Origin of the sequence: Erythrobacter sp. HKB08 (genome assembly GCF_004114695.1) — a bacterium.
In the GTDB taxonomy this organism is placed as follows: domain Bacteria; phylum Pseudomonadota; class Alphaproteobacteria; order Sphingomonadales; family Sphingomonadaceae; genus Parerythrobacter_A.
In genome coordinates this window covers 2,546,272-2,569,133 of the sequence record NZ_CP035310.1, presented here as the reverse complement: position 1 = coordinate 2,569,133, position 22,862 = coordinate 2,546,272, and the positions used below count along the sequence as shown (strand labels likewise).

General features: G+C 64.9%; 25 protein-coding genes and 1 tRNA gene. 16 read left to right on the top strand and 10 right to left on the bottom strand.

From position 1 onward, the window contains the following. Positions 1-12 precede the first annotated feature (12 nt). From EO245_RS12400 to rbfA, 4 genes are read left to right on the top strand one after another with little or no spacing between them, the layout of a single operon-like run. Positions 13-426, top strand: a complete 414-nt coding sequence (locus EO245_RS12400; RefSeq protein WP_128893222.1) for a PaaI family thioesterase — start codon at positions 13-15, stop codon at positions 424-426. Further along, positions 423-830: a PaaI family thioesterase gene (locus EO245_RS12395; protein ID WP_234026897.1), complete on the top strand. Its 408-nt coding sequence runs from the start codon at positions 423-425 to the stop codon at positions 828-830. Before EO245_RS12400 ends, EO245_RS12395 begins: the two co-directional genes overlap by 4 nt. Continuing rightward, positions 830-1,375 (top strand): DUF1697 domain-containing protein, encoded by a 546-nt coding sequence (locus EO245_RS12390; RefSeq protein ID WP_128893221.1) that lies wholly within the window; start codon positions 830-832, stop codon positions 1,373-1,375. The genes EO245_RS12395 and EO245_RS12390 overlap by 1 nt, the downstream gene beginning before the upstream one ends. A 1-nt stretch (position 1,376) precedes the next feature. After that, a complete protein-coding gene (gene rbfA / locus EO245_RS12385) occupies positions 1,377-1,778 on the top strand; it encodes a 30S ribosome-binding factor RbfA (RefSeq protein WP_128893220.1) in 402 nt (133 codons plus the stop codon). Between the two features lie 3 nt (positions 1,779-1,781). Here rbfA and EO245_RS12380 read toward each other — a convergent pair whose 3' ends face one another. Beyond that, positions 1,782-3,389: an AbgT family transporter gene (locus EO245_RS12380; RefSeq protein WP_128893219.1), complete on the bottom strand. Its 1,608-nt coding sequence runs from the start codon at positions 3,387-3,389 to the stop codon at positions 1,782-1,784. A gap of 144 nt (positions 3,390-3,533) precedes the next feature. Between EO245_RS12380 and EO245_RS12375 the strand changes: the two genes are divergently transcribed. After that, positions 3,534-4,112, top strand: coding sequence for a thymidine kinase (locus EO245_RS12375; protein WP_128893218.1), 579 nt, complete (start codon positions 3,534-3,536; stop codon positions 4,110-4,112). 24 nt (positions 4,113-4,136) lie between these two features. Next, on the top strand, positions 4,137-4,820 hold the full coding sequence (locus EO245_RS12370) for a site-2 protease family protein (protein ID WP_128893217.1): 684 nt from the start codon (positions 4,137-4,139) through the stop codon (positions 4,818-4,820). On the opposite strand, the gene glpD is transcribed toward EO245_RS12370, so the two are convergent. Further along, complete coding sequence (gene glpD, locus EO245_RS12365) at positions 4,821-6,302, bottom strand: glycerol-3-phosphate dehydrogenase (protein WP_128893216.1); 1,482 nt, start codon at positions 6,300-6,302, stop codon at positions 4,821-4,823. Positions 6,303-6,348: 46 nt separating this feature from the next. Here glpD and truB point away from each other — a divergent pair, with 46 nt between their 5' ends. The 6 genes from truB to EO245_RS12335 all read left to right on the top strand — a co-directional run bounded on the left by truB (position 6,349) and on the right by EO245_RS12335 (position 13,699). Next, positions 6,349-7,281 (top strand): tRNA pseudouridine(55) synthase TruB, encoded by a 933-nt coding sequence (gene truB / locus EO245_RS12360; protein WP_128893215.1) that lies wholly within the window; start codon positions 6,349-6,351, stop codon positions 7,279-7,281. Between the two features lie 11 nt (positions 7,282-7,292). Continuing rightward, on the top strand, positions 7,293-7,562 hold the full coding sequence (rpsO, locus tag EO245_RS12355) for a 30S ribosomal protein S15 (RefSeq protein ID WP_128893214.1): 270 nt from the start codon (positions 7,293-7,295) through the stop codon (positions 7,560-7,562). Between the two features lie 174 nt (positions 7,563-7,736). After that, positions 7,737-10,022, top strand: coding sequence for a polyribonucleotide nucleotidyltransferase (gene pnp / locus EO245_RS12350; RefSeq protein WP_128893213.1), 2,286 nt, complete (start codon positions 7,737-7,739; stop codon positions 10,020-10,022). A 68-nt stretch (positions 10,023-10,090) separates the two neighbouring features. Next, positions 10,091-10,774, top strand: a complete 684-nt coding sequence (locus EO245_RS12345; protein WP_128893212.1) for a spermidine synthase — start codon at positions 10,091-10,093, stop codon at positions 10,772-10,774. Between the two features lie 62 nt (positions 10,775-10,836). Then, positions 10,837-12,975 carry an outer membrane assembly lipoprotein YfiO gene (locus EO245_RS12340; RefSeq protein WP_128893211.1) on the top strand — a complete coding sequence of 713 codons (2,139 nt, stop codon included), beginning with the start codon at positions 10,837-10,839 and terminating at the stop codon, positions 12,973-12,975. 133 nt (positions 12,976-13,108) lie between these two features. After that, positions 13,109-13,699, top strand: coding sequence for a DUF3142 domain-containing protein (locus EO245_RS12335; protein WP_128893210.1), 591 nt, complete (start codon positions 13,109-13,111; stop codon positions 13,697-13,699). On the opposite strand, the gene EO245_RS12330 is transcribed toward EO245_RS12335, so the two are convergent. From EO245_RS12330 to EO245_RS12305, 6 genes are all read right to left on the bottom strand, one after another. Next, positions 13,687-14,604, bottom strand: coding sequence for a YdiY family protein (locus EO245_RS12330; protein WP_128893209.1), 918 nt, complete (start codon positions 14,602-14,604; stop codon positions 13,687-13,689). The genes EO245_RS12335 and EO245_RS12330 overlap by 13 nt on opposite strands. A gap of 48 nt (positions 14,605-14,652) precedes the next feature. Next, positions 14,653-15,177 (bottom strand): DUF1993 family protein, encoded by a 525-nt coding sequence (locus EO245_RS12325; RefSeq protein ID WP_128893208.1) that lies wholly within the window; start codon positions 15,175-15,177, stop codon positions 14,653-14,655. A gap of 32 nt (positions 15,178-15,209) precedes the next feature. Then, positions 15,210-15,839 carry an ATP-binding cassette domain-containing protein gene (locus EO245_RS12320; protein ID WP_128893207.1) on the bottom strand — a complete coding sequence of 210 codons (630 nt, stop codon included), beginning with the start codon at positions 15,837-15,839 and terminating at the stop codon, positions 15,210-15,212. Then, positions 15,829-16,521 carry a molybdate ABC transporter permease subunit gene (gene modB, locus EO245_RS12315; protein ID WP_128893206.1) on the bottom strand — a complete coding sequence of 231 codons (693 nt, stop codon included), beginning with the start codon at positions 16,519-16,521 and terminating at the stop codon, positions 15,829-15,831. The genes EO245_RS12320 and modB overlap by 11 nt, the downstream gene beginning before the upstream one ends. A 5-nt stretch (positions 16,522-16,526) precedes the next feature. Beyond that, positions 16,527-17,207 (bottom strand): molybdate ABC transporter substrate-binding protein, encoded by a 681-nt coding sequence (modA, locus tag EO245_RS12310; protein ID WP_164931326.1) that lies wholly within the window; start codon positions 17,205-17,207, stop codon positions 16,527-16,529. 183 nt (positions 17,208-17,390) lie between these two features. Continuing rightward, the gene (locus EO245_RS12305; RefSeq protein WP_128893204.1) at positions 17,391-18,080 is read right to left on the bottom strand and encodes a GcrA family cell cycle regulator; all 690 of its coding nucleotides are present in this window, start codon (positions 18,078-18,080) and stop codon (positions 17,391-17,393) included. Between the two features lie 85 nt (positions 18,081-18,165). On the opposite strand from EO245_RS12305, the gene EO245_RS12300 reads away from it, so the two are divergent. After that, entirely contained in the window at positions 18,166-19,071 is a 906-nt protein-coding gene (locus EO245_RS12300; protein WP_234026896.1) for an ABC transporter permease, read from the top strand. Between the two features lie 16 nt (positions 19,072-19,087). On the opposite strand, the gene hspQ is transcribed toward EO245_RS12300, so the two are convergent. Further along, positions 19,088-19,468, bottom strand: coding sequence for a heat shock protein HspQ (gene hspQ, locus EO245_RS12295; RefSeq protein ID WP_128893203.1), 381 nt, complete (start codon positions 19,466-19,468; stop codon positions 19,088-19,090). A 158-nt stretch (positions 19,469-19,626) separates the two neighbouring features. Between hspQ and EO245_RS12290 the strand changes: the two genes are divergently transcribed. The 3 genes from EO245_RS12290 to EO245_RS12280 all read left to right on the top strand — a co-directional run bounded on the left by EO245_RS12290 (position 19,627) and on the right by EO245_RS12280 (position 22,270). Then, positions 19,627-19,716 (top strand) — tRNA-Ser (locus EO245_RS12290). A 272-nt stretch (positions 19,717-19,988) separates the two neighbouring features. Next, positions 19,989-20,759 carry an SDR family NAD(P)-dependent oxidoreductase gene (locus EO245_RS12285; protein WP_234026895.1) on the top strand — a complete coding sequence of 257 codons (771 nt, stop codon included), beginning with the start codon at positions 19,989-19,991 and terminating at the stop codon, positions 20,757-20,759. Positions 20,760-20,950: 191 nt separating this feature from the next. Then, positions 20,951-22,270, top strand: a complete 1,320-nt coding sequence (locus tag EO245_RS12280) for an APC family permease (protein WP_255416945.1) — start codon at positions 20,951-20,953, stop codon at positions 22,268-22,270. Here EO245_RS12280 and EO245_RS12275 read toward each other — a convergent pair. Further along, a complete protein-coding gene (locus EO245_RS12275) occupies positions 22,250-22,849 on the bottom strand; it encodes a TetR family transcriptional regulator C-terminal domain-containing protein (protein WP_128893201.1) in 600 nt (199 codons plus the stop codon). The two genes, EO245_RS12280 and EO245_RS12275, sit on opposite strands and share 21 nt — an antisense overlap. Positions 22,850-22,862 lie beyond the last annotated feature (13 nt).

The following is a 22,862-nucleotide window of genomic DNA, read 5'->3' as shown; positions in this document are numbered from 1 at the left end:
CGGGGGTAACGCATGGCCAGGATCTACGAACGCCAGCGTTCGCCTTCTGCGGTACTGATGGGCTCCTCGTTCCAGTCGTGGGACGAGGAGCATCAGACAATCACCGTCGAATATACCCCGCCGCCCGAATTCGCCTCGCCCCGCGGCGCGGTGCAGGGTGGATTGATCGCAGGTTTCCTCGACGAGGTGATGGGGGCGGCACTGCTCGCATCCACCGATGGCGAGGCGCTGCCGCTCAATCTCGACATGAACCTGACTTTCGTGCGGATGGTTCCGCTGGAAACGATCACCGGCAAGGGCAAGGTCGTGCGCGCAGGCCGCAGGGTCGCTTTCCTTGAAGGCGAGCTGTTCGACAAGGAGGGCAACCTCCTCGCCCGTGCGACTTCGACCGCTATCCCGACGCCCGTTCCCGGAGAAAAGGAATGAGCAGGGGTGACGCGGGCGACTTCCCGCATGCCAGGCTGATGGGTGTCGCCTTCGACAGCTTCGATGCCGAGCGCGAAGAGATCACCCTGCGCTTCAACGCGCCCGACAGCTTCCGTACCCCGCGCGGCTTCGTGCAGGGCGGGCTAGTGGCCGGCTTCCTCGACGAGGTCATGGGCTGGGCGCATGTCTGGGCGACCGACCACGAGGAAGCGCCGCTCAACCTCGAGATTGCGATGTCGCTGCTCAAGCCCGTGCCGATCGGCCCGCTGGTGGCGAAGGGCCGCGTGATCCGGCGTGGCAAGCGGGTCATCTTCCTCGAAGGCGAACTGTTCGACGAGGCCGGCACGCTGCTCGCCCGTTCGACCAGCACGGCCATCCCGACGCCGAGACCGACGGGCGACTGATGGCTCGCGTCCTTGCCCTGCTCGGCAGCATCAATGTCGGCAGCAATCGCATCAAGATGGCCGCTCTGAAGGAGGCGCTCGCCGCCTCGGGCTTTCGCGACGTCGAAACCGTCGCGGCGAGCGGGAACGTCATCCTGACCGACGAGCGCGATCCGGCGATGATCGAAATCCAGCTGGAAAGCGTCGTCGCGCAGAACTTCGGCTTCAAGTCCTGCGCCATGGTGCGCACGGCGGACGAAGTCAGGCGGGCGATCGACGAGAACCCGTTTCACGGCACCGGGCCCGAGCATGGTTCGGACAAGATGGTCCATTCCATCTTCCTCAGCCAGCAACCCGACAAGGCCCGCGTCGATGCGCTGATCGAGGAACACCGGGGCAAGGGCAGCGAACGGCTCGCACTGGGTGACCGCGTGCTGTTTCTCGACTATGTGCACGGTGTCGGCGTTTCGAGCCTGTCGAACAAGCTTCTCGAGCGGCGGATCGGCTGCAAGGGCACGGCGCGCAACATGACCTCGCTCAAACGCATACTGGAAAAGATGGACTGACATGGCCCGACAGCAATTCACCGCAGAACAGCACTCCGTGCGCGTCCTCAAGGTGGGCGAGCGGGTGCGCCATATCCTGAGCGAGCTGCTCGCGCGGCAGGAAGTGCATGACGAGACCGTTTCGGCCTCGAACATCTCCGTGACCGAAGTCCGCATGACGCCGGACCTGCGCAATGCGACGGCCTATGTGAAGCCGTTGCTCGGTGCGGAGGAAGATGCGGTCGTCAAGGCGTTGCGCCAGAACACCGCCTATCTGCAGCGCGAGGTCGCCAAGCGCCTCGGCCTCAAATTCGCGCCCAGGCTGAAGTTCCGGCCGGACGAGAGCTTCGACGAGGCCGACCGGATCGAGAAACTGCTGCGCGACCCGAAAGTGGCGCGCGACCTCGATCCGGACGACGAATAAGCCTTACTGCGCTGCCGCCGGGGCGGTCGGAGCGACCGTCGTCGGTACTTCCATGAACACGCTGGCACCCGGGCCGAGCGGCAGGTCGAGCACGACCCAGCCGATCGTCATGGCGAGGCCGGCCACCAGCAGGCCGATCGAGAACGGCAGCATGGTTGCGGCGAGGCTGCCGAGGCCGAAGTCCTTGTCCCAGCGCTGGCAGAAGATCAGGATCAGCGGGAAGTAGACCATCAGCGGCGTGATGATGTTCGTCGCGCCGTCGCCCACGCGATAGGCGGCGGTGGCCATTTCCGGCGAAATGCCGAGCAGCATGAGCATCGGCACCAGCACCGGCGAAAGCAGCGCCCACTTGGCACTGGCAGAGCCGACGAAGATGTTGAGCAATGCCGACACCAGGATGATTGCCGCCAGCAGCGCCCAGGCGGGCAGGCCGGAGGAGCCGAGGAAGTCCGCACCCTCGACCGCAAGGATCAGTCCGAGGTTCGACCAGGCGAACATCGCCACGAAGTGCGCCGCAGCGAAGGCAAGGACGAGGTAGTAGGCGAGGTCTTCCATCGCCCCGGACATCATCTTCACCAGGCTGCGGTGGTCGGTGATCGTGCCCGCGCCTTTGCCATAGGCCCAGCCGGCCAGCAGGAAGAGCAGGAAGAAGCCCGCGACGAGGCTCTGGTAGAACGGCGTCAGCCGCGCTTCGGGCGTCGCGTCTTCGTTGATCAGCGGCGTGCCCGGACCGAAGGTGAAGACGAGCCACAGCGCCACGATGCCGAGAACCGCGAGACCCGCCATGCGCAGGCCCTTCTTCTCGCCATCGGTCAGCGGGCGATCGGTCTGCTCGCCGGCCCCGTCATGCTTGGCGCGGGAGGGATCCCACGGGCCGAGACGCGGCTCGATCATGCGGTCGGTGACGTACCAGATCACCGGCAGGAAGACGAAGGTCATCGCCGCGATGAAGTACCAGTTGCCTGCGATGTTGGCGGTGAAATCGCCGAACACGGTCTCGACCGAAGCCTCGGTGATGCCGAACAGCAGCGCATCGAGCTGGCCCGGCAGCAGGTTTGCGGAAAAGCCGCCCGACACGCCTGCAAAGGCCGCGGCGATACCTGCCACGGGATGCCGTCCGGCAGCATGGAAAATGATGCCGGCAAGCGGGATCAGGACCACATAGGCCGCATCCGCCGCGAGATTGCCCATCATGCCTACGAACACGACGATCGGCGTCAGCAGCGCCTTGGGCGCGTTGCGCACACCCGCGCGCATGGCGGTGCCGAACAGCCCGGCACGCTCCGCCACGCCCGCACCGAGCATGACAACGAGCACGTAACCAAGCGGGTGGAAGTGAGTGAACGTCTTGGGCATTTCGACCCAGAGACGCTGGATGTTCTCGGCGGAGAGGAGGGACGTCGCCTCGATGATGCGCGCCTGTCCGGTCGCTTCGTCGAGTTCCGTCGGGTGCGCCGCCGACCAGCCGAGCAGGCTCGCGATAATCGAGATGACGACCAGTCCGGCGATCAGCCAGAAGAAGAGGAACACCGGATCGGGCAGCTTGTTGCCGCTCCGTTCGATCCAGCCGAGAATGCCCTTTTGCGTCTGCGGCGCGACTGCTTCTGCCACCCAATTGTCCCCTGAGGTCTAAAGTTGCTTTTGCGAGGCGCTAGCATTGCTCGCGCCGCCTGTCGCCCCGCTTAACGCGCTGCCTGTTGAAGACTGGAGCGCGTCTCTCGCGCCGGGCGCAAGAAGCGGTCTAGTGTCGCGCGCATGGCCAAGCTCTATTTCTACTATGCCAGCATGAATGCGGGTAAATCGACCACCCTGCTGCAGGCGGACTTCAATTATCGCGAGCGCGGGATGAGCACGATGCTGTGGACCGCCGCGCTCGACGATCGCTCGGAAGGCAAGCCGATCGCGAGCCGGATCGGCCTCGAAGCAGACGCGCACCGGTTCGAGCGCGATACCGACCTGTGGTCGCGGGTCATGGCGTCGCACAAGGCCGAGCCGGTCAATTGCGTGCTGATCGACGAGGCGCAGTTCCTCACGAAAGACCAGGTGTGGCAATGCGCGCGGCTGGCCGACGAGGAAGGCATTCCCGTGCTCTGCTATGGCCTGAGGACCGATTTCCAGGGCGAGCTTTTCCCCGGAAGCGCGGCACTGCTCGGCATCGCGGATTCGCTGACCGAACTCAAAGCGATCTGCCATTGCGGGCGTAAATCGTCGATGAACCTGCGCGTCGATGCGAGCGGCGCGGCGGTCAAGCAGGGCGCACAGACCGAGATCGGCGGCAACGATCGCTATGTCGCCCTGTGCCGAAAGCATTTCAGCGAGGCACTGGCGGGCTGACGCGGCGCTGCCTATCTATCCCGAATGACCGAAGGACTTCTCCTCGCAGCCATCGTGATCCCCTGCCTGGTGATCGCCATCGTCTTTCACGAGGTGGCGCACGGCTGGACGGCGCTCGCACTGGGCGATCCGACCGCCAAGGAGCGCAACCGGCTGAGCTTCAATCCGATCCGCCACGTCGATCCGATCGGCACGCTGGTCGTGCCGGGTGCGCTGTGGCTGTTCGGCGGGCCGATCTTCGGCTGGGCGAAGCCGGTCCCGGTGATCAAGCAGCGGCTCAAAAATCCGCGCTACGGCATGATGGCGGTTGCTGCGGCAGGGCCGGGTATGAACCTGCTGCTCGCGCTGGTCGGCGCCATCCTGATCGGCCTGATCGCGCCGAGCGTATCGCCGGAGAACTTTGCGAGCCCCGGCATCCTCGTCGAGGGGCTGTTCTATTTCCTGCTGATCAACCTGTTCCTCGCCTTCTTCAACCTCCTGCCCATGCCGCCTTTCGATGGCGGGCATATCGTCGAAGGCCTGCTGCCGCGCTCGCTCGCGAAATACTGGGGCCAGTTCCAGCAGGTCGGCATGTTCCTGCTCGTCGCGCTGATCGCGGCGAGCTGGGCGTTTCCGCAGTGGAACATCATCGGCAACACCATCGGTCCGCCGGTCGAGTGGGCGCTGGAGAAATACCTCTCGATAGCAGCGGCAGTCGCGGGCGGCTGATCAACCCTCGCGCGCGAACCAGGCGTCGATCTTGCCTGCTGCGTCTGCGGGAAGATGCAGTTCAAGCTTGCTGCGCCGCCACAGCACGTCTCTGGCCGAGCGGGCAAATTCGACCTCGCGCAGGTAGCGCAGCTCCGCCTCGTACAGATCGCCGCCGAAATGCTCGCCGAGATCGGCAAGCGCTTGGGCCTCCCCGAACAAGTCCGCCACCCTGGTGCCATAGGCGCGGAGCAGGCGGCGCATGCCGCTCGCCGGGAACCACGGATAGCGGGCCAAATAGCCGGCCAGCAGGTCCTCGAAGCCATCGACCGGGAAATTTCCACCCGGCAAGGCTTCGTCGGCGGTCCACGCCTTGCCGCCGATCGAGGGGAACTTCTGAAGCGCGTGTTCGGCGAGCTTGCGATAGGTCGTGATCTTCCCGCCGAAGATCGACAGGATCGGCGCGCCGCCCTTGTCGTCGAATTCGAAGACATAGTCGCGCGTTACGGTCGAATTGCTCGCCGACTTGTCGTCGTAGAGCGGTCGCACGCCGGCATAGCTGGACACGGCCTCTTCCGGTGTCACGTCGACCCGCAGGTACTCGTTGATCGCGTCGCAGATGTAGCGCGCTTCCTCGTCCGAGATTGCGATATCGTTGGGGTCGCCTTCGAAGCCGACATCGGTCGTCCCGACGAGCGTAAAGTCGTGTTCGTAGGGAATGGCGAAGACGATCCGGTTGTCGCGGTTCTGGAAGATGTAGCAGGTCGGGTGGTCGAACAGCTTGGGGAAGATGAGGTGGCTGCCCTTCACGAGGCGCAGGTTCTGGTGCTGCTCGCCGGAAATCGCCCGGCCGAGAACCGTATCGACCCACGGTCCGGCAGCATTCACGACATTGAGCGCCGTGACTGTGTCGCTCGCACCGTCGCTGCCACGCAGGGCGGCGACCCAGTGATCCGCATGCCGCTCTAGCGCGGTGCACTCGGTCCGTGTGCGAATGTCGGCGCCGCGTTCCTTCGCATCGACGCAGTTGAGGACGACGAGGCGACTGTCTTCCACCCAGCAGTCCGAATATTCGAAACCCTTTACCAGCCGGTCTTCCAGCACGTCCCCGTGCGGCGGCTGGCGCAGGTCGATGGTGCGGGTCGGCGGGAGGAGTTTGCGGCCCCCGATATGGTCGTAGAGGAACAGGCCGAGACGCAGCATCCAGCTGGGCCTCAGGCCCTTGTCGTGCGGCAGGACGAAGCGCAGGGGCCAGATGATGTGAGGGGCGATGGCGAGTAGCCGTTCGCGCTCGATCAGGCTCTCGCGCACCAGGCGGAACTCGTAATGTTCGAGATAGCGCAGTCCGCCATGGACCAGCTTGGTCGATGCGCTGGAGGTGTGCGCCGCCAGGTCGTCCTTCTCGACCAGCAGCACCTTCGCGCCGCGCCCGGCAGCATCGCGCGCGATCCCCGCGCCGTTGATGCCGCCGCCGATGACGAGGAGGTCGTAGCCGTTTTCCATCGCTAACCGCTTGGCGGGCCGCGCGGCTTTTGGCTAGGGGCGATGGGTGACTGACGACAAGAAACCTGCCCTGCAGCATCCACTTTCGGGTTGGCTGATCCTCGACAAGCCGCGCGGGCTCGGCTCGACGCAGGCGGTCGGCGCGGTGAAGCGCAATTTGCGCGAAGGCGGCTATTCCAAAACGAAAGTCGGCCATGGCGGCACGCTCGACCCTCTGGCTGAAGGCGTGCTGCCGATCGCGCTGGGCGAGGCGACCAAGCTCGCTGGAAGGATGCTCGACGCGAGCAAGATCTACGATTTCACGATTTCCTTCGGCGAACAGACCGATACGCTCGATACCGAAGGCGAAGTCATCGAGACGAGCGACGTTCGGCCCGCGCGCGAGGCGATCGAGGCGGTACTGTCGGACTTCACCGGTCCCATCGATCAGGTCCCGCCGGCCTATTCGGCCGTGAAGATCGACGGAAAGCGTGCCTACGACCGCGCACGGGCTGGCGAGACGGTCGAAATCAAGACCCGCCAGGTGACCATCCATGCACTCGACTTGCTGACCTTCGGGGAAGGCGAGGCGACCCTTCGCGCCCATGTCTCGAAGGGGACGTATATCCGCTCCCTTGCACGGGATATCGCGCATGCTCTTGGAAGCTGCGGGCACGTCACCTATCTACGCCGTATCAAGGCCGGCCCGTTCCTCGAAGAACAGGCGATTTCGCTGGACAAACTCAACGAAATCGGTAAGGGCGCGCCTCTTCAAGACCTACTCCTGCCGCTCGAGGCGGGGCTGGACGACATCCCGGCCTTGCAACTCGATCCGGATAGCGCGCAGGCGGTCCGCCAGGGCCGGGTCCTTTCCGGAATGCCCCAACCCGATGGGCTCCACCTTGCGAAGCTGGCGAATGTGCCGGTTGCGCTCATGGAACTCGAAGGGGGTACGGCCAGGGTCGTGCGGGGCTTCAATCTTCCAGGTGTCGCAGAGTAGAGAGTAAAGACATGTCGGTAGCACCCGAAACCAAGACGAAGATCATCAAGGACAACGCCCGCGACAACAACGACACGGGCAGCCCGGAAGTTCAGGTCGCGATCCTCACCGAGCGTATCAAGAACCTGACCGAGCACTTCAAGGATCACCACAAGGACAATCACTCGCGCCGCGGTCTGCTGGCGATGGTGAACAAGCGCCGTAACCTGCTCGCCTATCTCAAGAAGAAGGACCTCGAGCGTTACAACGCGCTGATCCAGAAGCTGGGTCTTCGCAAATAAGAGTTTCTCGAAGGGGCGGCTCCAGGGTCGCCCCTTCGTTTATCCGGCTCCCGCGCAATCCGGCACGGGAACGGAAAATGGAGGCGAGAAGAGCCTCGAACCGGACCGGGACGGATTACCCGGCACTGTAGGCCCCGCACCGCAATCAGGCCGTGCGGGTCATAAGGAAAATACATGTTCGACACGAAAACCGTATCGCTGGAGTGGGGCGGAAAGACCCTCACTCTGGAAACCGGCCGTATTGCCCGTCAGGCTGACGGCGCCGTTCTGGCCACCTATGGCGAAACCGTGGTGCTGTGCGCCGTGACCGCCGCCAAGAGTGTTCGCGAAGGGCAGGACTTCTTCCCGCTCACCGTCCACTACCAGGAAAAGTTCTCCGCAGCGGGTCGTATCCCGGGCGGCTTCTTCAAGCGCGAAGGCCGCGCGACGGAGAAGGAAACGCTGACCTCCCGCCTGATCGACCGCCCCGTGCGCCCGCTCTTCCCGGAAGGCTTCTACAACGAAATCAACGTCATCGCGCAGGTCCTGTCCTACGACGGTGAAACCGAGCCCGATATCGTCGCGATGATCGCGGCTTCGGCAGCGCTGACCATTTCGGGCGTTCCGTTCATGGGTCCGATCGGCGCTGCACGCGTCGGCTTCAAGAACGGCGAATATGTCCTCAACCCGAGCCTCGAAGATGCGCTCGGCGAAGACGGCCGCCTCGACCTCGTCGTCGCTGCAACCAACGACGCAGTGATGATGGTCGAATCCGAAGCCAAGGAACTGACCGAAGAGGAAATGCTCGGCGCCGTCATGTTCGCGCACGAGGAAAGCCGCAAGGTCATCGGTGCGATCATCGATCTGGCTGAACAGGCTGCCAAGGACCCGTGGGAAATCGATACCTCGGACGATACCTCGGCAATCAAGGAAAAGCTGCGCGGCATCGTCGGCGACGACATCGCTGCCGCTTACAAGCTGACCGACAAGTCGGCCCGTTCGGACGCGCTCAACGCAGCGCGCGAGAAGGCCAAGGAAGCTTTCGCCGAGGAAGAACCGCAGACGCAGATGGTCGCCAACAAGGCGGTCAAGAAGCTCGAAGCGGAAATCGTTCGCGGTGCGATCCTCAAGGACGGCCAGCGTATCGACGGCCGCAAGCTCGACCAGGTCCGCCCGATCGAGGCGATGGTCGGCCTGCTTCCGCGCACGCATGGTTCGGCGCTGTTCACCCGCGGTGAAACGCAGGCGATCTGCACCACCACGCTGGGCACCAAGGACGCAGAGCAGATGATCGACGGTCTCGAAGGCCTGTCGTACAATCACTTCATGCTGCACTATAACTTCCCGCCCTACTCGGTCGGCGAAGTTGGCCGCTTCGGCTTCACCAGCCGCCGCGAAACCGGTCACGGCAAGCTCGCATGGCGCGCCCTGCACCCGGTGCTGCCCGACCATGAAGATTTCCCGTACACCATCCGCATCCTGTCGGACATCACCGAGTCCAACGGCTCGAGCTCGATGGCGACCGTCTGCGGCGGCTGTCTGTCGATGATGGACGCCGGCGTTCCGATCGAACGCCCGGTTTCGGGTATCGCCATGGGCCTGATCCTCGAAGGCGAAGAATTCGCCGTCCTGTCGGACATCCTGGGTGACGAAGATCATCTCGGCGACATGGACTTCAAGGTTGCAGGCTCCGAAAAGGGCATCACCTCGCTCCAGATGGACATCAAGGTCGCCGGCATCACGCAGGAGATCATGAAGACCGCTCTGGAACAGGCGAAGGCCGGTCGTTCGCACATCCTGGGCGAAATGCAGAAGGCCCTCGGCTCGGCTCGCGGTGAAGTGTCCAAGCACGCTCCGCGCATCGAGACGATGCAGATCGACAAGTCGAAGATCCGCGACGTCATCGGTACGGGCGGCAAGGTGATCCGCGAGATCGTCGCCGAAACCGGCGCCAAGGTCGACATCGACGACGAGGGCGTGATCAAGATCAGCTCGTCGAACGCCGATGAGATCGCCGCTGCACGCGCGTGGATCGAAGGCATCGTCGAGGAAGCCGAAGTCGGCAAGATCTACACCGGCAAGGTCGTCAACATCGTCGATTTCGGTGCATTCGTGAACTTCATGGGCGGCAAGGACGGTCTCGTCCACGTCAGCGAAATGAAGAACGAGCGCGTCGAAAAGCCGACCGATGTCGTCAGCGAAGGCCAGGAAGTTAAGGTCAAGGTCCTCGAGATCGACAACCGCGGCAAGGTCCGCCTGTCGATGCGCGTCGTCGACCAGGAAACCGGGGAAGAACTGGAAGACACCCGTCCGCCGCGCGAACCGCGCGGTGACCGTGGCCCGCGTGGCGACCGTGGCGGCGACCGTCGTGGTCGCGGCCCGCGCCGTGGCGGTGGCGGCGGCCGTGATCGCGGTGGCGATCGTGGCGGGAACAACGACGGGGGCGGTGAAGCTCACGTTCCGGACTTCCTCAAGGACTGATCGTTCATTCGACCAATCAGGAAAGGGCCGCTCGACAGGGCGGCCCTTTTCGTATCTAGGCTCTGCCCATGCTGCCGCGCGAAACGATTGCCACTGCCCAGATCCCGGACGGGGACGAGCTAACCCTCGTCAGCCACGGGCGCGATTTCATCATCATGCTCGGGCGCGACGAGTTGATGGGCACGCGCATGCAGTACAGCGAGGAACAGCTCGCCAAGCTGACGCTCGAACGGCTGGACGTTACGGCGCCGCGCGTGCTGATCGGCGGCTATGGCATGGGTTTCACCTTCCGCGCCGCGCTGGCCGGGGCACCCGAGAAGGCGAAGGTCGTCGTGGCCGAGGTCGTGCCCGAAATCCTCGACTGGGCGAAGGGGCCGCTTGCCGAGCTGACGGGCGACTGCCTCGAAGACCCGCGCGGCGAGATCGTGCTGGCCGACGTGGCGGCGTTGATCGACGATGCGGTCGACGGGACCACGCAGCGCTACGATGCGATCCTGCTCGACGTCGACAATGGCCCGGACGGTATCGTGCGCGAAGGCAACGAGCGGCTCTATACCAAGACCGGGCTCGGCCGCGCGCGCGATGCGCTTAACCCCGGCGGCGTGCTCGCCGTGTGGTCGGCGGCGCCCGATCACAAGTTCACCACCCGCCTCAAGGGAGCGGGTTTCGACGTCGATGTCCGCACCGTTCGCGCTCGCCCGAACAACAAGGGGCCGCAGCACACGATCTGGTTCGCTACCCGCAAGCGCTGAGCGTACTTGCGCGGTTCAGCTTTGCTGTGTTTCTATGTCCCGTCACATCGGGAGGGGCATGAATGCGCAAAGGGGTTCTCGTAGTCGGAGCGGCGATGGTCGCGGCATGGGCGACGCCGGCCATGTCGGGCGGTGCCTATTGCGAGCCGGAATGGCGTCCGGAGAACCCCGACCTCGGCTGCGCGAGCCAGATACCGATCGCGCCCGGCAACGACAGCCGGGTCAACCTGTTCCTCCTGATGCAGGACCGGGTGGGCAACAGCGGCATCGGGCTCGATTATCCCGACCTCGAATGGCGCAGCTTCTACGGGCGCAATTTCCTGCGCTGGCAGAACCTCCACAATGCCTGGTATCCCATCGAGGAGGTCGAATATTCCGGCGACGATGAGTGGGTCTATCCAGGCAGTGGCCGTTGCCAGACCTCGATTACCGGGCAGGCCGCATTCAGCATGGCGCTCGATGCCAATGGCCGGATCGAGGGCGAGGCCGACAGCCTGCTGCGCTCCTTGCGCGAACGGATAACCGCCATCTGCAAGGATGACGGGCCTGGCGGGTTCGGGCCGGTCGGCGATGGTGGCTTCTTCACCAATATCGGGGCGAATGGCGTGCCCGACGCAGGCACGGCCTTCATGGGCTACCTCGAAGGCTCGGCCAGCTTCTACAACGGCGGCTGGGACCGCGCGGTCGAATATTACGCCAAGGTGCGCAATGCCGATCGCGACCCCTGGGTCAGCGAAACCGCGCTCTACATGATCGCGCGCACGCGGCTGAACGAAGCGATCGAGAGCGCGGACGACAAGTGGGGCTGGTTCGATCTCGAAAAGGCCGATGCCGCTATCGCCAAGCGCGCCGAAGAGGGTTTCCGCGCCTATCTCGCTGCCTATCCGCAAGGGCGCTACGCCGCCTCGGCAAGCGGGCTGATCCGCAAGGCACTGTGGCTGCAGCAGGACTACGGCCGCCTCGGGGCTATCTACGGCGATATGCTGGAATCCGCCGAGCCGACCGACGAGGAACTGGCAGCGCTGATCGACGAAGTCGACGACAAGCTGCTGATACGCGAAAGCGCAGGCCAGCTCGACCACGTCTATCTGCTGGCGGTCGACGATCTGATGCGGATGCGGAACGACTATTACGCAGACGGCGACGAGAAGCTGACGAAGGCGGAGCTGGATGGTCAGGCCGCGGTCTTCGCCGACCACCCCGAGCTATACGGGTTCCTGAAGGCCAATTTCGCCTTCTATGTCGAGCAGGACTATCGGGCGGCGCGGGACCTGCTGCCAGACGACGCGCGGCAGGAAAGCTATTCGCCGCTCGCCTTCAGTCGCCAGTACCTGCGCGGGCTCGCCCTGCATGCGCTTGGCGATCGCAACGAAGAAGGCTTCTGGCTCGAGCTGATCGAAGGCGCGAGCGGCATCTGGCAGCGCCCTGCCATCGAACTGGCACTTGCGCGCCTGTGGGAAGAGCAGGGCCGGCTGGACAAAGTCTTCGCCAAGGGCTCGCCCATCGATGACAGCCGCATCCGCAGCATCCTGCTCGGCTCCTCGGCCGGTCCTGACTTGCTGAAAGCGCAGGCACGAGCAAGCGATCGCCCGGTGTCGGAGCGGAGCCTGGCGCTGTTCACCGTGCTTCTCAAGCAGTTGCAGCGCGGCGAGTATCGCGGCTTCCTGGCCGACTATCCGCTCGCGAAAGACTTTCCCGCCCGGGACGAGGATCAGGGCATGTGGAACGTGATCGACGCCGAAATCGCGCCGGTCGACATCTTCGCCGATGGCAAGTGGTCGAGCGGCTACCCGTGTGGCTCGATCGACGCGACCGCGCAGCGTCTCCTGCGCAATCCCAAGGACATCGACGGGCGGCTGTGCCTCGGCGACTTCTATCGGCTGAACGGGCTCGACGATTTCCAGATCATCTATCGCTACCGCGGGGAGGGCGAGCCGCCGGAACTGGGCGACAGCAATTCCTATGGCGGCACGGTAATACCGCGCCACGATTTCTACACCTCGATCATGGCCGACCGCTCGGCGAGCCGCGACCAGCGAGCCTATGCGCTCTACCGCGCGGTGCGCTGCTATGCTCCGGCGAATATGAACTCCTGCGGGGGCGAGGGCGTGGAGGAACCGCAGCGCGCGGCCTGGTTCCGCCAGCTGAAGCGGGACTACGCCGAGACGCGCTGGGCGAAGGAGCTCGAATATTACTGGTAGGGGCTGGGCCGTCGCGCTGGCCGCAATCGGCCTGCTGGCCTGTACACCCGAGCCTGCGAGCGCGCCCGAGGTCGTCGATCCGGCCGATTACGACGCGTTCTACCTCTGGACCGGGGTCGAGCCTCATTCTGCTATGGAGCGCGCGCAGGCGGTTTACCTGCTGTGGGGGGAATTGAGGCGCGGCGATCCGGAATCGATCGTCCCGCTGCGCCGGACGATCCCGGCGGTCGAAACCGGAGAGCTATGGCTGGTCGTCCGGGCAGAGCGGCTCGACTGGTCCGATGAGGCCACCGCGCAATTGCTGGCGGCCGCCCGGCAATGGGATCGCGACGATCGCCTGACAGGAATCCAGGTCGACTTCGATTCCAGCACCGGCGGGCTAGGGGACTATGCTAGTTTCCTTGCAAACATCCGCGCGCAATTGCCTGACAAGTGGCAGCTATCCGCGACCGGGCTGATGGACTGGCCGGCCAATGCCTCGGACGAAGACCTAGCTGCCTTGGCCGCCTCGCTCGACGAGATCGTGGTGCAGACCTACCGTCACACGACAACACAGGCCGACTACCGGCGCTACCTTGCCGCCACCGAGCGGCTCGACCTGCCGTACCGCGTAGCGCTGGTCGAAGGGGGCGAGTGGGATGCGCCCGGCCATCTCGCGCGCGACCCCGACTTCAAGGGCTATGTCGTGTTCCTTCTCGGAGAACGCTTCCGTCAGAAATCGTAGACCAGCGTGATGCGCGTGAGCGTATCGGTCTTGACCGCACCCGGAGGCGGATTGGTGTCGAGCTCCACCGTGTAGGAAACCTTGGCCGAGAAATCGCCGCCGAGCGCCGCGACGATGCCTGTGGTCGAGGTGAAGGTCGAATTGTCCGACTGGACGAAGGCGTTCGCATCCTCGGTCAGCTTGATCGTGTCGCTCAGCCGCCAGTCGAAATCGAGCGCTGCGAGCCCTGCAATGCGGCTGGTCGAGCTACCATCGACGCGCTCGGTCTTGCGCCATGCCGGGCCTGCCTTGAGCGACAGCGTCATGTCCTCCTCGCGGATCGCGCGCCAGCCGAGGCCGCCGGATACCGAATACCGCGAGGTGAACCCCTGGAAGCGGTCGCGCTCGTACTGCGCGAGGCCATAGGCGAACAGGCGGTCGTCGATGCGGATGTTGGGCTCATAGGCGAAGAGGAACTGCTCGCGCGTCGTCACGCCGTTGGAGCGCTGGTAATCGGCGAGCGCAGTGACCTTGTGCCGCCAGTCGATGCCGACCCGTTCGAGTTCCAGTCCTGCCGTCAGCCCGGTGTTGCTGCTGTTGCCGGTGGATCGGAATGCGCCGAGCTGGCCTTCGCCCCGCCAGTTGTCGAACAGGCCGGATTCGCGAATGGCCTCTTCCTTGGCGGCAGCCTGTGCCGCCGCGAGTTCGGCCTGGTCGGCCGCGAATGCATCGGCAATCGCATCGAGCTCCGCCGCGTCGTCGGGGTTGGTCTGGCGGGCCAGTTCGATGACCGTGGCGACCTTGTCCTTGTCGCCGGTCGCGATGGCGGCATCGATCATCGCGCGCACCGGATCAGGCAGGCTGGCGTGGGCGGTCGCCGGAATGGCGGCCGCGGCAATGGCGAGTGTCAGTGCTGTCTTCTTCATCGGGCGCGCTCCTAGCGAGCGAAGCGCGCCATGGCCACCGGGCGGGTGTCAGCCTTTCACCGGCAACTGGCCGAGGTAGTCGCGCTTGCCGATCTCGATGCCCTTCATGCGCAGGATGTCGTAGGCGGTGGTCGCGTGGAAGAAGAAGTTCGGGTTGCTGAACCCGAGCAGGAAATTCTGCACGGTGAAGTCGAGGCGGAACTTGTCGCCGATCGTGAAGACCATGTCGTTGCCCGCAATGGCCTCGAGCTCGTCCGCATCGGTCTCCTTCATGACCGACACCGCCTGGTCGAGCAGGTCGCGCAGGCCATCGAAGCTGTCGGGTGGCGGGTCCATATGCGGGGCGAACTTGCCCTCCTTGGCGCCTTCCAGCGCCAGGGCGGAGTGAACCCAGCAGCTCTTCACCTGGTAGGCGAAGGGCAGCATGTCGGTCGCAAGGCAGGCGCCGATCAGCTCGCTCGGCGCATGGCCTTCGTCGGTGCACCATTGCTCGGCCTTGTCGATGAGCCCTTGGACGGAACCGGTGACCTGAAGCCATGTCGGCACGATCGCATCGTAAAGCGTAAGCGGCATCTGTTCCTCCCCACGAGTTAACAAAAATCAGTCTAATGCGCTTGCGGCATCTCGACTATCGTTTTCGTCAGCCGCGCGACTTCGCTCGCGCTGTGAGAGACATAGAGCATCGGCATGGCGAGCGTATCGCGCAGCCGCTCGATGCAAGTGAGGACCGCCTCGGCGCGTTCCGGGTCGAGCGACGACAGTGGCTCATCGAGCAGCAGGAAGCGCGGCGCTGACAGCAGTGCGCGGGCAATTGCGACGCGCCGCGTTTCGCCTCCCGAGAGAGCGGAGGGATCGCGGTTGAGCAGGTGAGCGATGTCGAGCAAGGCGCAAAGATCGTCTTGTCCGATAGACGCCTCGCCCTGCGCGTGGCTCGCCGCGAAGGCGAGGTTCCGCTCGACAGTCAGGTGCGGGAAGAGGCGGCTGTCCTGAAAGACATATCCGGCACGGCGCGCTTCGGGCGGAAGGTCGATACCTCGCGCACTGTCGAACAGCGTCGCACCGCCAACGGCAATCCGGCCTTCGTCGGGTTGGAGCAGACCGGCAATGGCATGCAGCACGCTGGTCTTGCCGATGCCCGACGGCCCGACGAGGGCGACGACCCGCTCAGCGCTTTCGATCCTTGCGCCAATGTCGCGCTCGCCGCGGCGGATTCTAATCTCGATGTCAAAGGACATGGCCGCGCCCTCCGACCTGCCGCCGGACCAGCCATTCGCTTGCGAGCAGGGCGAGCAGCGATAGCAGGACGCTGATCACCGCGAGGCGCGCGACCAGCACATCGGTCCCGGGAATTTGCAGCGCGTTGTAGATCGCCAGCGGGAGCGTCCGCGTTTCGCCGGGAATGTTCGACACGAAAGTGATCGTCGCGCCGAACTCGCCGAGACTGCGGGCAAAGCCGAGCACTAGCCCGGCAGCGATACCCGGCAGGCTGAGCGGTAAGGTGACCCGCAAGAAGGCCTGCCAGCGGTTCGCACCGAGGCTGCGTGCGGCTTCGACATAACGCCGGTCGACCGCCTCGATGGAGAGCCGCATCGCGCGCACCATGAGCGGCAGCGCCATGACGGCGGCGGCAAGCGCTGCACCGGTCCAGCGGAACACGAGTGATATGCCGAACCACTCTTCGAGCGCGCCGCCGATCGGGCCGGTGCGACCGAACAGGAGCAGGAGGACATAGCCCGTGACCACCGGCGGGACGACGAGCGGCAGGTGGACCAGCGCATCGAGCAGGATCTTGCCGGGAAAGCGTTTCCTCGCGAGTACCCATGCAAGTGCGTAGGCAATCGGCAGGCTGAACAGGATCGCGACCGCGCTGACCTGAAGCGACAGCGCGACGATTTCCCATTCGGCGGCGGTCAGCATCGGTTTCAGGGGCGCCCGAAGCCGTAGCGCTCGAATGTCGCGGCGGCGTCTGCGGAGGCGAGGAAGGCGAGGAACTCGGTCGCTTCGGGATGGCCGCTCGCAGGAAGCTGAACCGCGATATATTCGATCGGGGAGTGGCTGGCGGCATCGAAGGTGAAGACCGCCTCGACCTTGTCGGTCTGCGACACGTCGCTTGCGTAGAGTATACCGGTCGGCGCCTCGCCGCGGGCGACCAGCCTGAATGCGGCGCGGGCGGACTGGGCATAGACGAGGCGGGGAGAGGCTTCATTCCACGCACCCGCAGCTTCGAGCGCCTCGCGGGCATAGCGACCGAGCGGAACGGCGTCCGGGTCGCCGGTCGCTATCCGACCTTCGGCAAGCAAGCTGGAGAGATCGCTTGCGGCGACAGGCGCAGCCTGGTCCGAGACATGCCGTCCCACGACGAGCCGGTTCGTCGCGACTGTCCGCGCCTGCTCCCGCAGCGCAGGAGCATTGGCGAGCAGGTAGTCGGTCCACTGCCGATCCGCCGAAATGAAGATGTCGGCCGCCGCATCGGTCTCGACCTGCCGCGCAAGAGCGGCGGATGAAGCGAAGGAGAAGACCGGCGCATCATGGCCCCGCGCTTCCCATTGTTCGGCCAGGTCTTCCAGCGGTGCCTGCAGGCTCGATGCCGCAAGCACTATCACGCCCGGTGACGGCGAGGGGCCACACGATCCCAGTGCCAGGAATGCGAAACAGGCGAGCAATATCCGGAGCATGGCGCCTGTCTCGCCGAGACTCGCCCTGCTGTCGAGAGGTACGGGGCCCGCGGCAAGAAAAAGGGCCGCAATCCAATCGGACGCGGCCCTCTTTTGAAGTGATCTCGAAAGTCAGCGCACGCGCGGACCGCCGAACGGCAGCGGCGGCGGGGGCCGGCGCGCACCGCGGGGAAGCTGTGCCTGATAGGCCCGGCCGCAATGCTCGACGCAATAGGGGAAGCCCGGGTTCACCTTTTCGCCGCAGAAGTGGAAATCCGGCTCGCCCGGATGGCCCATCGGCCAGCGGCAGACCTTGTCCGACAGGTCGAGCAGGCTCGTCTTGTCGGCGATCTCGGGGCTCGGTTTGGCCGGTACCAGGCGGCGCGGCGGTGCCGGCGGGATCGGAGCCTGCTGGTCACCGGGGCCCTGGCGCAGGAAGCCGCCGGGGCCGACCGAAACGATTTTCGGCAGGTCGGGCGTCGGGTTGGGCAGCGGTTGCGACTGGTTGGCCGGGCCTGCAGCGGCAGGCTTCGGCGCAGGCTCAGCCGCCGGGCGCGCCGGTGCAGCCGGAGTAGCCTTCTTGGCAGGCGCCTTGGGTGCAGCAGCCTTCTTGGCAGGAGCCTTTGCCTTGGCAGCAGGCTTCTTCGCCTTCTTGTCGTTCGCCTTCACCGGCGAAGGACGTGACTTGAGGCCGAGGCGATGCGCCTTGCCGATCACCGCGTTGCGCGACACGCCGCCGAGTTCTTCTGCAATCTGGCTCGCGGTCGATCCGCCTTCCCACATCTTCTTGAGGGTGGCGATGCGTTCTTCGGTCCAGCTCATTCGTGTTTGATCCAATCGTTCGTTTCTGCGGGCGCTGCACGGATGCAGCTTGCCAGCACAAGTCATTCGCCCTAGGCGCGCCCCCATGGCCGATCAAGCCCGCACCAGCATGAATTCCGACCCGGATACCGACGAGGTTGCTCTTGTCGGGAAAACGACCGGCGGGGAAAGCCGGTTCCGGCCCCGAGGCGAGCCGATTTTCACCGGCATAAACCGCATCGGGTTGCTCAGCCTCTATATTAAGGAGGTCCGGCGTTTTCTCAAGGTGCAGACGCAGACGATCTGGGGCCCGGCAGTCAGCACGATCCTGTTCCTGATCATCTTCGACGTCGCTTTGGGGCGCGGAGACCGCACGGTCCTCGGCGTGCCTTTCGCCGACTTCATCGCGCCCGGCCTTATCGTGATGGCGATGATCCAGAACGCCTTCGCCAATGCCAGCTTCTCGCTGCTTGCAGGCAAGATCCAGGGCACCATCATCGATTTATTGATGCCGCCGCTCTCCGAAGGCGAGCTGATGGCCGGCATCGTTGGCGCGGCGATCACGCGCGCTTTCATGGTCGGCGGTGCGCTCGCGCTGGCAATCGTGCTGTATCCCGGAGCGACGCTGCATCTTGCAGCGCCGTGGGCGATCCTGTGGTTCGGCCTGATGGGGTCCGCCATGCTGTCGCTCTTCGGCCTGCTGACCTCGATCTGGGCGGAAAAGTTCGACCACAATGCTGCCGTCACGACGCTGATCGTCGCACCGCTCGCGCTGCTGTCGGGCACGTTCTACACGATCGACAACCTGTCCGGTCCGTTCGAGGCGGTTAGCCGCCTGAACCCGTTCTTCTATGTGATTTCCGGCTTCCGCTACGGTTTCATCGGGCAGAGCGATATCGGGCCTGGTGCCGAACCGGTCGTCTGGGCCGGCGCGGGCCTGCTCGTGTTCAACGCTCTGCTGGCGCTGATCGTCTACAAGGTCCTGAAGTCGGGCTGGAAGCTCAAGGACTGAGCCGCGCCCGGCGCTATCAATGCGTCAGCGAGCGCCGCATCTTGTAGCGGCCGTTGGCAAACTGCTCGAACAGTTCCGCGACATTGGGATGGTCGACCGGACCGCCTTCCGGGTCGGGCAGCAGGTTCTGCTGGCTGACATAGGCGACGTAGCTGCTCTCGTCGTTCTCGGCGAGCAGGTGGTAGAACGGCTGGTCGCGATGCGGACGGATGTGCTCGGGAATCGATTCGTACCATTCCTCGCTGTTCGCGAAGACCGGATCGATGTCGAAAATCACCCCGCGGAAGTCGAACATGCGGTGCTTGACCACATCGCCGATCCCGAACCGCGCCCGCGCATGACGCGGCACCTCGATGGTGCGTCCCGCCTGCGGGGAAAAGAACTGGCTGCGATCCATAACGGGCAGGATATGGTGTTTTGCACCTGCGAAACAATAGGGGTGCCAAATCCGTCCCCATCTGGGTGCAGGAAAGGGCTTGGCAAGCCGCAATCCCTCCGCTAATCGCGCCGCTCCCCATGCGACCGGGTGTCTTTTGCACCCGCGCTTCTTTTTGCGGAGAGGTGCCGGAGTGGTCGAACGGGGCGGTCTCGAAAACCGTTGTGCTCGCAAGAGTACCGAGGGTTCGAATCCCTCCCTCTCCGCCATTCATTCCTAGCCTCTTGCCCGACCTTTCAGGGCCCGCCGCACACTCGCGGGGCAGGTAGCCGAAGCCCAACATTTGATAAGGCTGGACCCGGATACGCTTCGGGTCGTTCTCTCCTTCGAAAGCGGGTGGCTATCTCTGCGATGATGAATGGTGCGTGGTGGAAGCAGGCTCATCGTTCGATCGGCTGGTAGCGGAAGGGATTCTGTTCGACGCGCCTGCCGAACGGGCGTAGTCGGCAAGAGGCACCCGACGATACGAAGGAGGATTGATTTGGCCCTGAGTTTCGACCTTGAAGGTAGGACCGCGCTCGTGACCGGCGCATCCTCGGGTATTGGCGAGCAGCTTGCCCTGGCACTGGCTCGTCACGGCGCGCGGGTCGTCGTTGCGGCAAGGCGTGTCGAGCGGATCGAGCGCCTGGCACAGCGGATTTCCGGGCAGGGCGGCGAGGCGCTGGCGGTCGCGATGGACGTGACCGACGAGCAGTCGACCGCCGATGCTTTCGACAAGGCCGAGCAGGCCTTCGGGACCATCGATACGATCATCGCAAATGCCGGTGTGACCGAGCCCGGTCGTTCGACCGACATCTCGGCAGAAGCCCTTTCGCGCGTGCTCGATACCAATCTGAAGGGCGTCTACCTGACGGCGCGCGAAGGTGCCCGCCGGATGATCGCTGCCGGTTCGCGCGAGAACGAGCAGGGGCGGATCATCCTGATCGGTTCGATCACCGCTGAAATGACCAATCAGGGCGATGCCGCCTACGCGGCGAGCAAGGCAGCCGTTGCGCATCTCGGGCGGCAGTTCGCCCGCGAATGGGTGCGCCAGGGCATCAATGTGAACACCATACAACCCGGCTATATCCAGACCGAGCTCACCGGAGGGTGGTTCGACAGCGAGGGCGGGAAACGCCAGATCGCAGGCTGGCATCGGCGGCGCATCATGGACATCGATGCGCTCGATGACGCAGTGATTTTCCTCTCATCCGACCGCTCGCGCTATGTGACCGGAGCTACGCTGACCATCGACGACGGGCAGTCGCTCTGAAGCACTTGCCGCACGGGTACTCCTGTCCGGGGCTGCAGGGCCACTATCCCTGACCCGGGGCGCATGATACGCGAGGGGTTGTAGCGGCGAGGGGAGGGGATCCTGCCAGCCACCGACAGATTGCAGATCGTTGATTGCCACTCGGGCGCAACGTCCTATTGCGACGCTTCGCGCCTAGCCCGGGTTTGAGCGTGAGCGACACTAGCGCGCCAGCGAAAGGTTCGGGCCGCAAGCTCGGCCTCTATGCCGCGATCGCGCTGGTGATGGGCAACATGATCGGATCGGGTGTGTTCCTGCTGCCTGCCAGCCTCGCACCGTTCGGCTGGAATGCCGTGCTCGGCTGGATCGTCACGACGGCGGGCACATTGGTGCTCGCCTGGGTGCTGGCCGCGCTGACCAAGGGCCGGCCATTGGCCGCCGATCCGGCCGGTTTCGTGACCGAGGCCTTCGGACGCTTGCCGGCCTTTCTCGTTTCGTGGGTGTACTGGGTATCGGTGTGGACCGCAGTCGCATCGATCGCGGTGGCTGGCGTCAGCTACCTGTCGATGTTCATCCCGGCCATCGGCGAAACCGCCATGGCCCCGGCGCTAAGCGCAATCGCGCTGGTGTGGGCGATGACGCTGATCAACCTGCGCGGCGTGCATGCGGCGGGACGGTTCCAGATCGTCACCGTGCTGCTCAAGCTGTTGCCGCTCATCGCAATTATCGTGATCGCTGCACTGGTTCTGGGATCGGGCAGCGGCGAGATACGTCCCTTCGAGATGCGCGAGATCAACGGGGTAGACCTGCGCGGAGCTGCCGCGCTCACGCTATTCGCTCTCCTCGGCTTCGAATGCGCGAGCCTTGCTGCAGCGCGGGTCGAAAACCCGCAGGTCAATATCCCGCGCGCGACCATGTGGGGGACGGCGCTGACCGGGCTGGTCTACCTGCTGGTATGCAGCGCGGTCGCCCTGATGCTGCCGGAGGCACTGGTCGCCGCCTCGCCCGCGCCGCTGGCTACCTTCATCGAGACTTACTGGAATCCGGAGGCGGCGGCGCTCGTATCGCTCTTCGCCATCGTCAGCTGCGTCGGCGCGATCAATGGCTGGGTGCTGATGCAGGGCGAGATGCCGCGCAACATGGCCGATCGCCGCATGCTGCCCGCCTGGTGGGGCCGGACCGACGATGGCGGGACGCCGCGCCGCGCCCTGATCGCGTCTTCCCTCGTCGCGACCGCCTGCCTGTTGCTCAATTCGAGCCGCAGCATGCAGGGTATCTATGAATTCATGCTGCTGCTTTCGACTTCGTCCGCCCTATGGCTCTACCTCGCCTGCACCCTGGCGGCATGGCGCATGCGGGTGGCGCGCGGATTTGCACTCGTCGGGGCTCTGTATGCGCTTTGGACGTTGTGGGGTGCGGGACTTGAAGCGAGCGGATGGAGCCTCGTGCTGATGGTTGCCGGCCTGCCGCTGTGGTGGCTGGCGCGGCGTGAGGATGCGCGCGGGCCGGCCTCAGCCGAGCAGGGCGTCTAGCCAGCGTTCCGCCAGCGCCTCGGCCTCATCGGCCGTGAAGGGTGCATTGCCGAGCGAGAGTTCCAACCACAGCCCGTCGATTAGCGCTGTCAGCGCAACGGCGGGGAGGCGCATGTCCTCCAGCTCGGGCCGCAGGGCGTGGATAAGCTCCTCCAGTCCCGAGCGAAACTCGCCGTAAACTTCCGCGCGCACCGCAGCGACGGAAGGATCGCTGCCGCTCAGGCTCCAGAAGGCGACATAGCTCGCGAGCAATTCGGGCGAGGCGATCGGCGGACGGAAGCTTGCGGCGAGGTAGGCGAGCAGCCGGGCGCGCGGATCGTCGCCCGCAGCCTCGACGGCCGCGGCCAGGGCCGTGTCGATGTTCGTCCCGGTCCAGCGATAGGCCTCGGCAATCGCTTCGGACACGCCTGCGAAATAATGCCGCAGCAAGCCCGGCGAGACGCCCGCTTCGGCGCAGATCGTCCGAACCGACACCCCGGCTGCGCCGCGATCTGCCAGAACGCGCGCAGTCGCCTCGATGAGGCTCTGCCGCCGCTCGTCCGGGTCGGCCCGGGTGAAGGTGGATTGCGGTCTTTCCATCGCCTTGTTATAC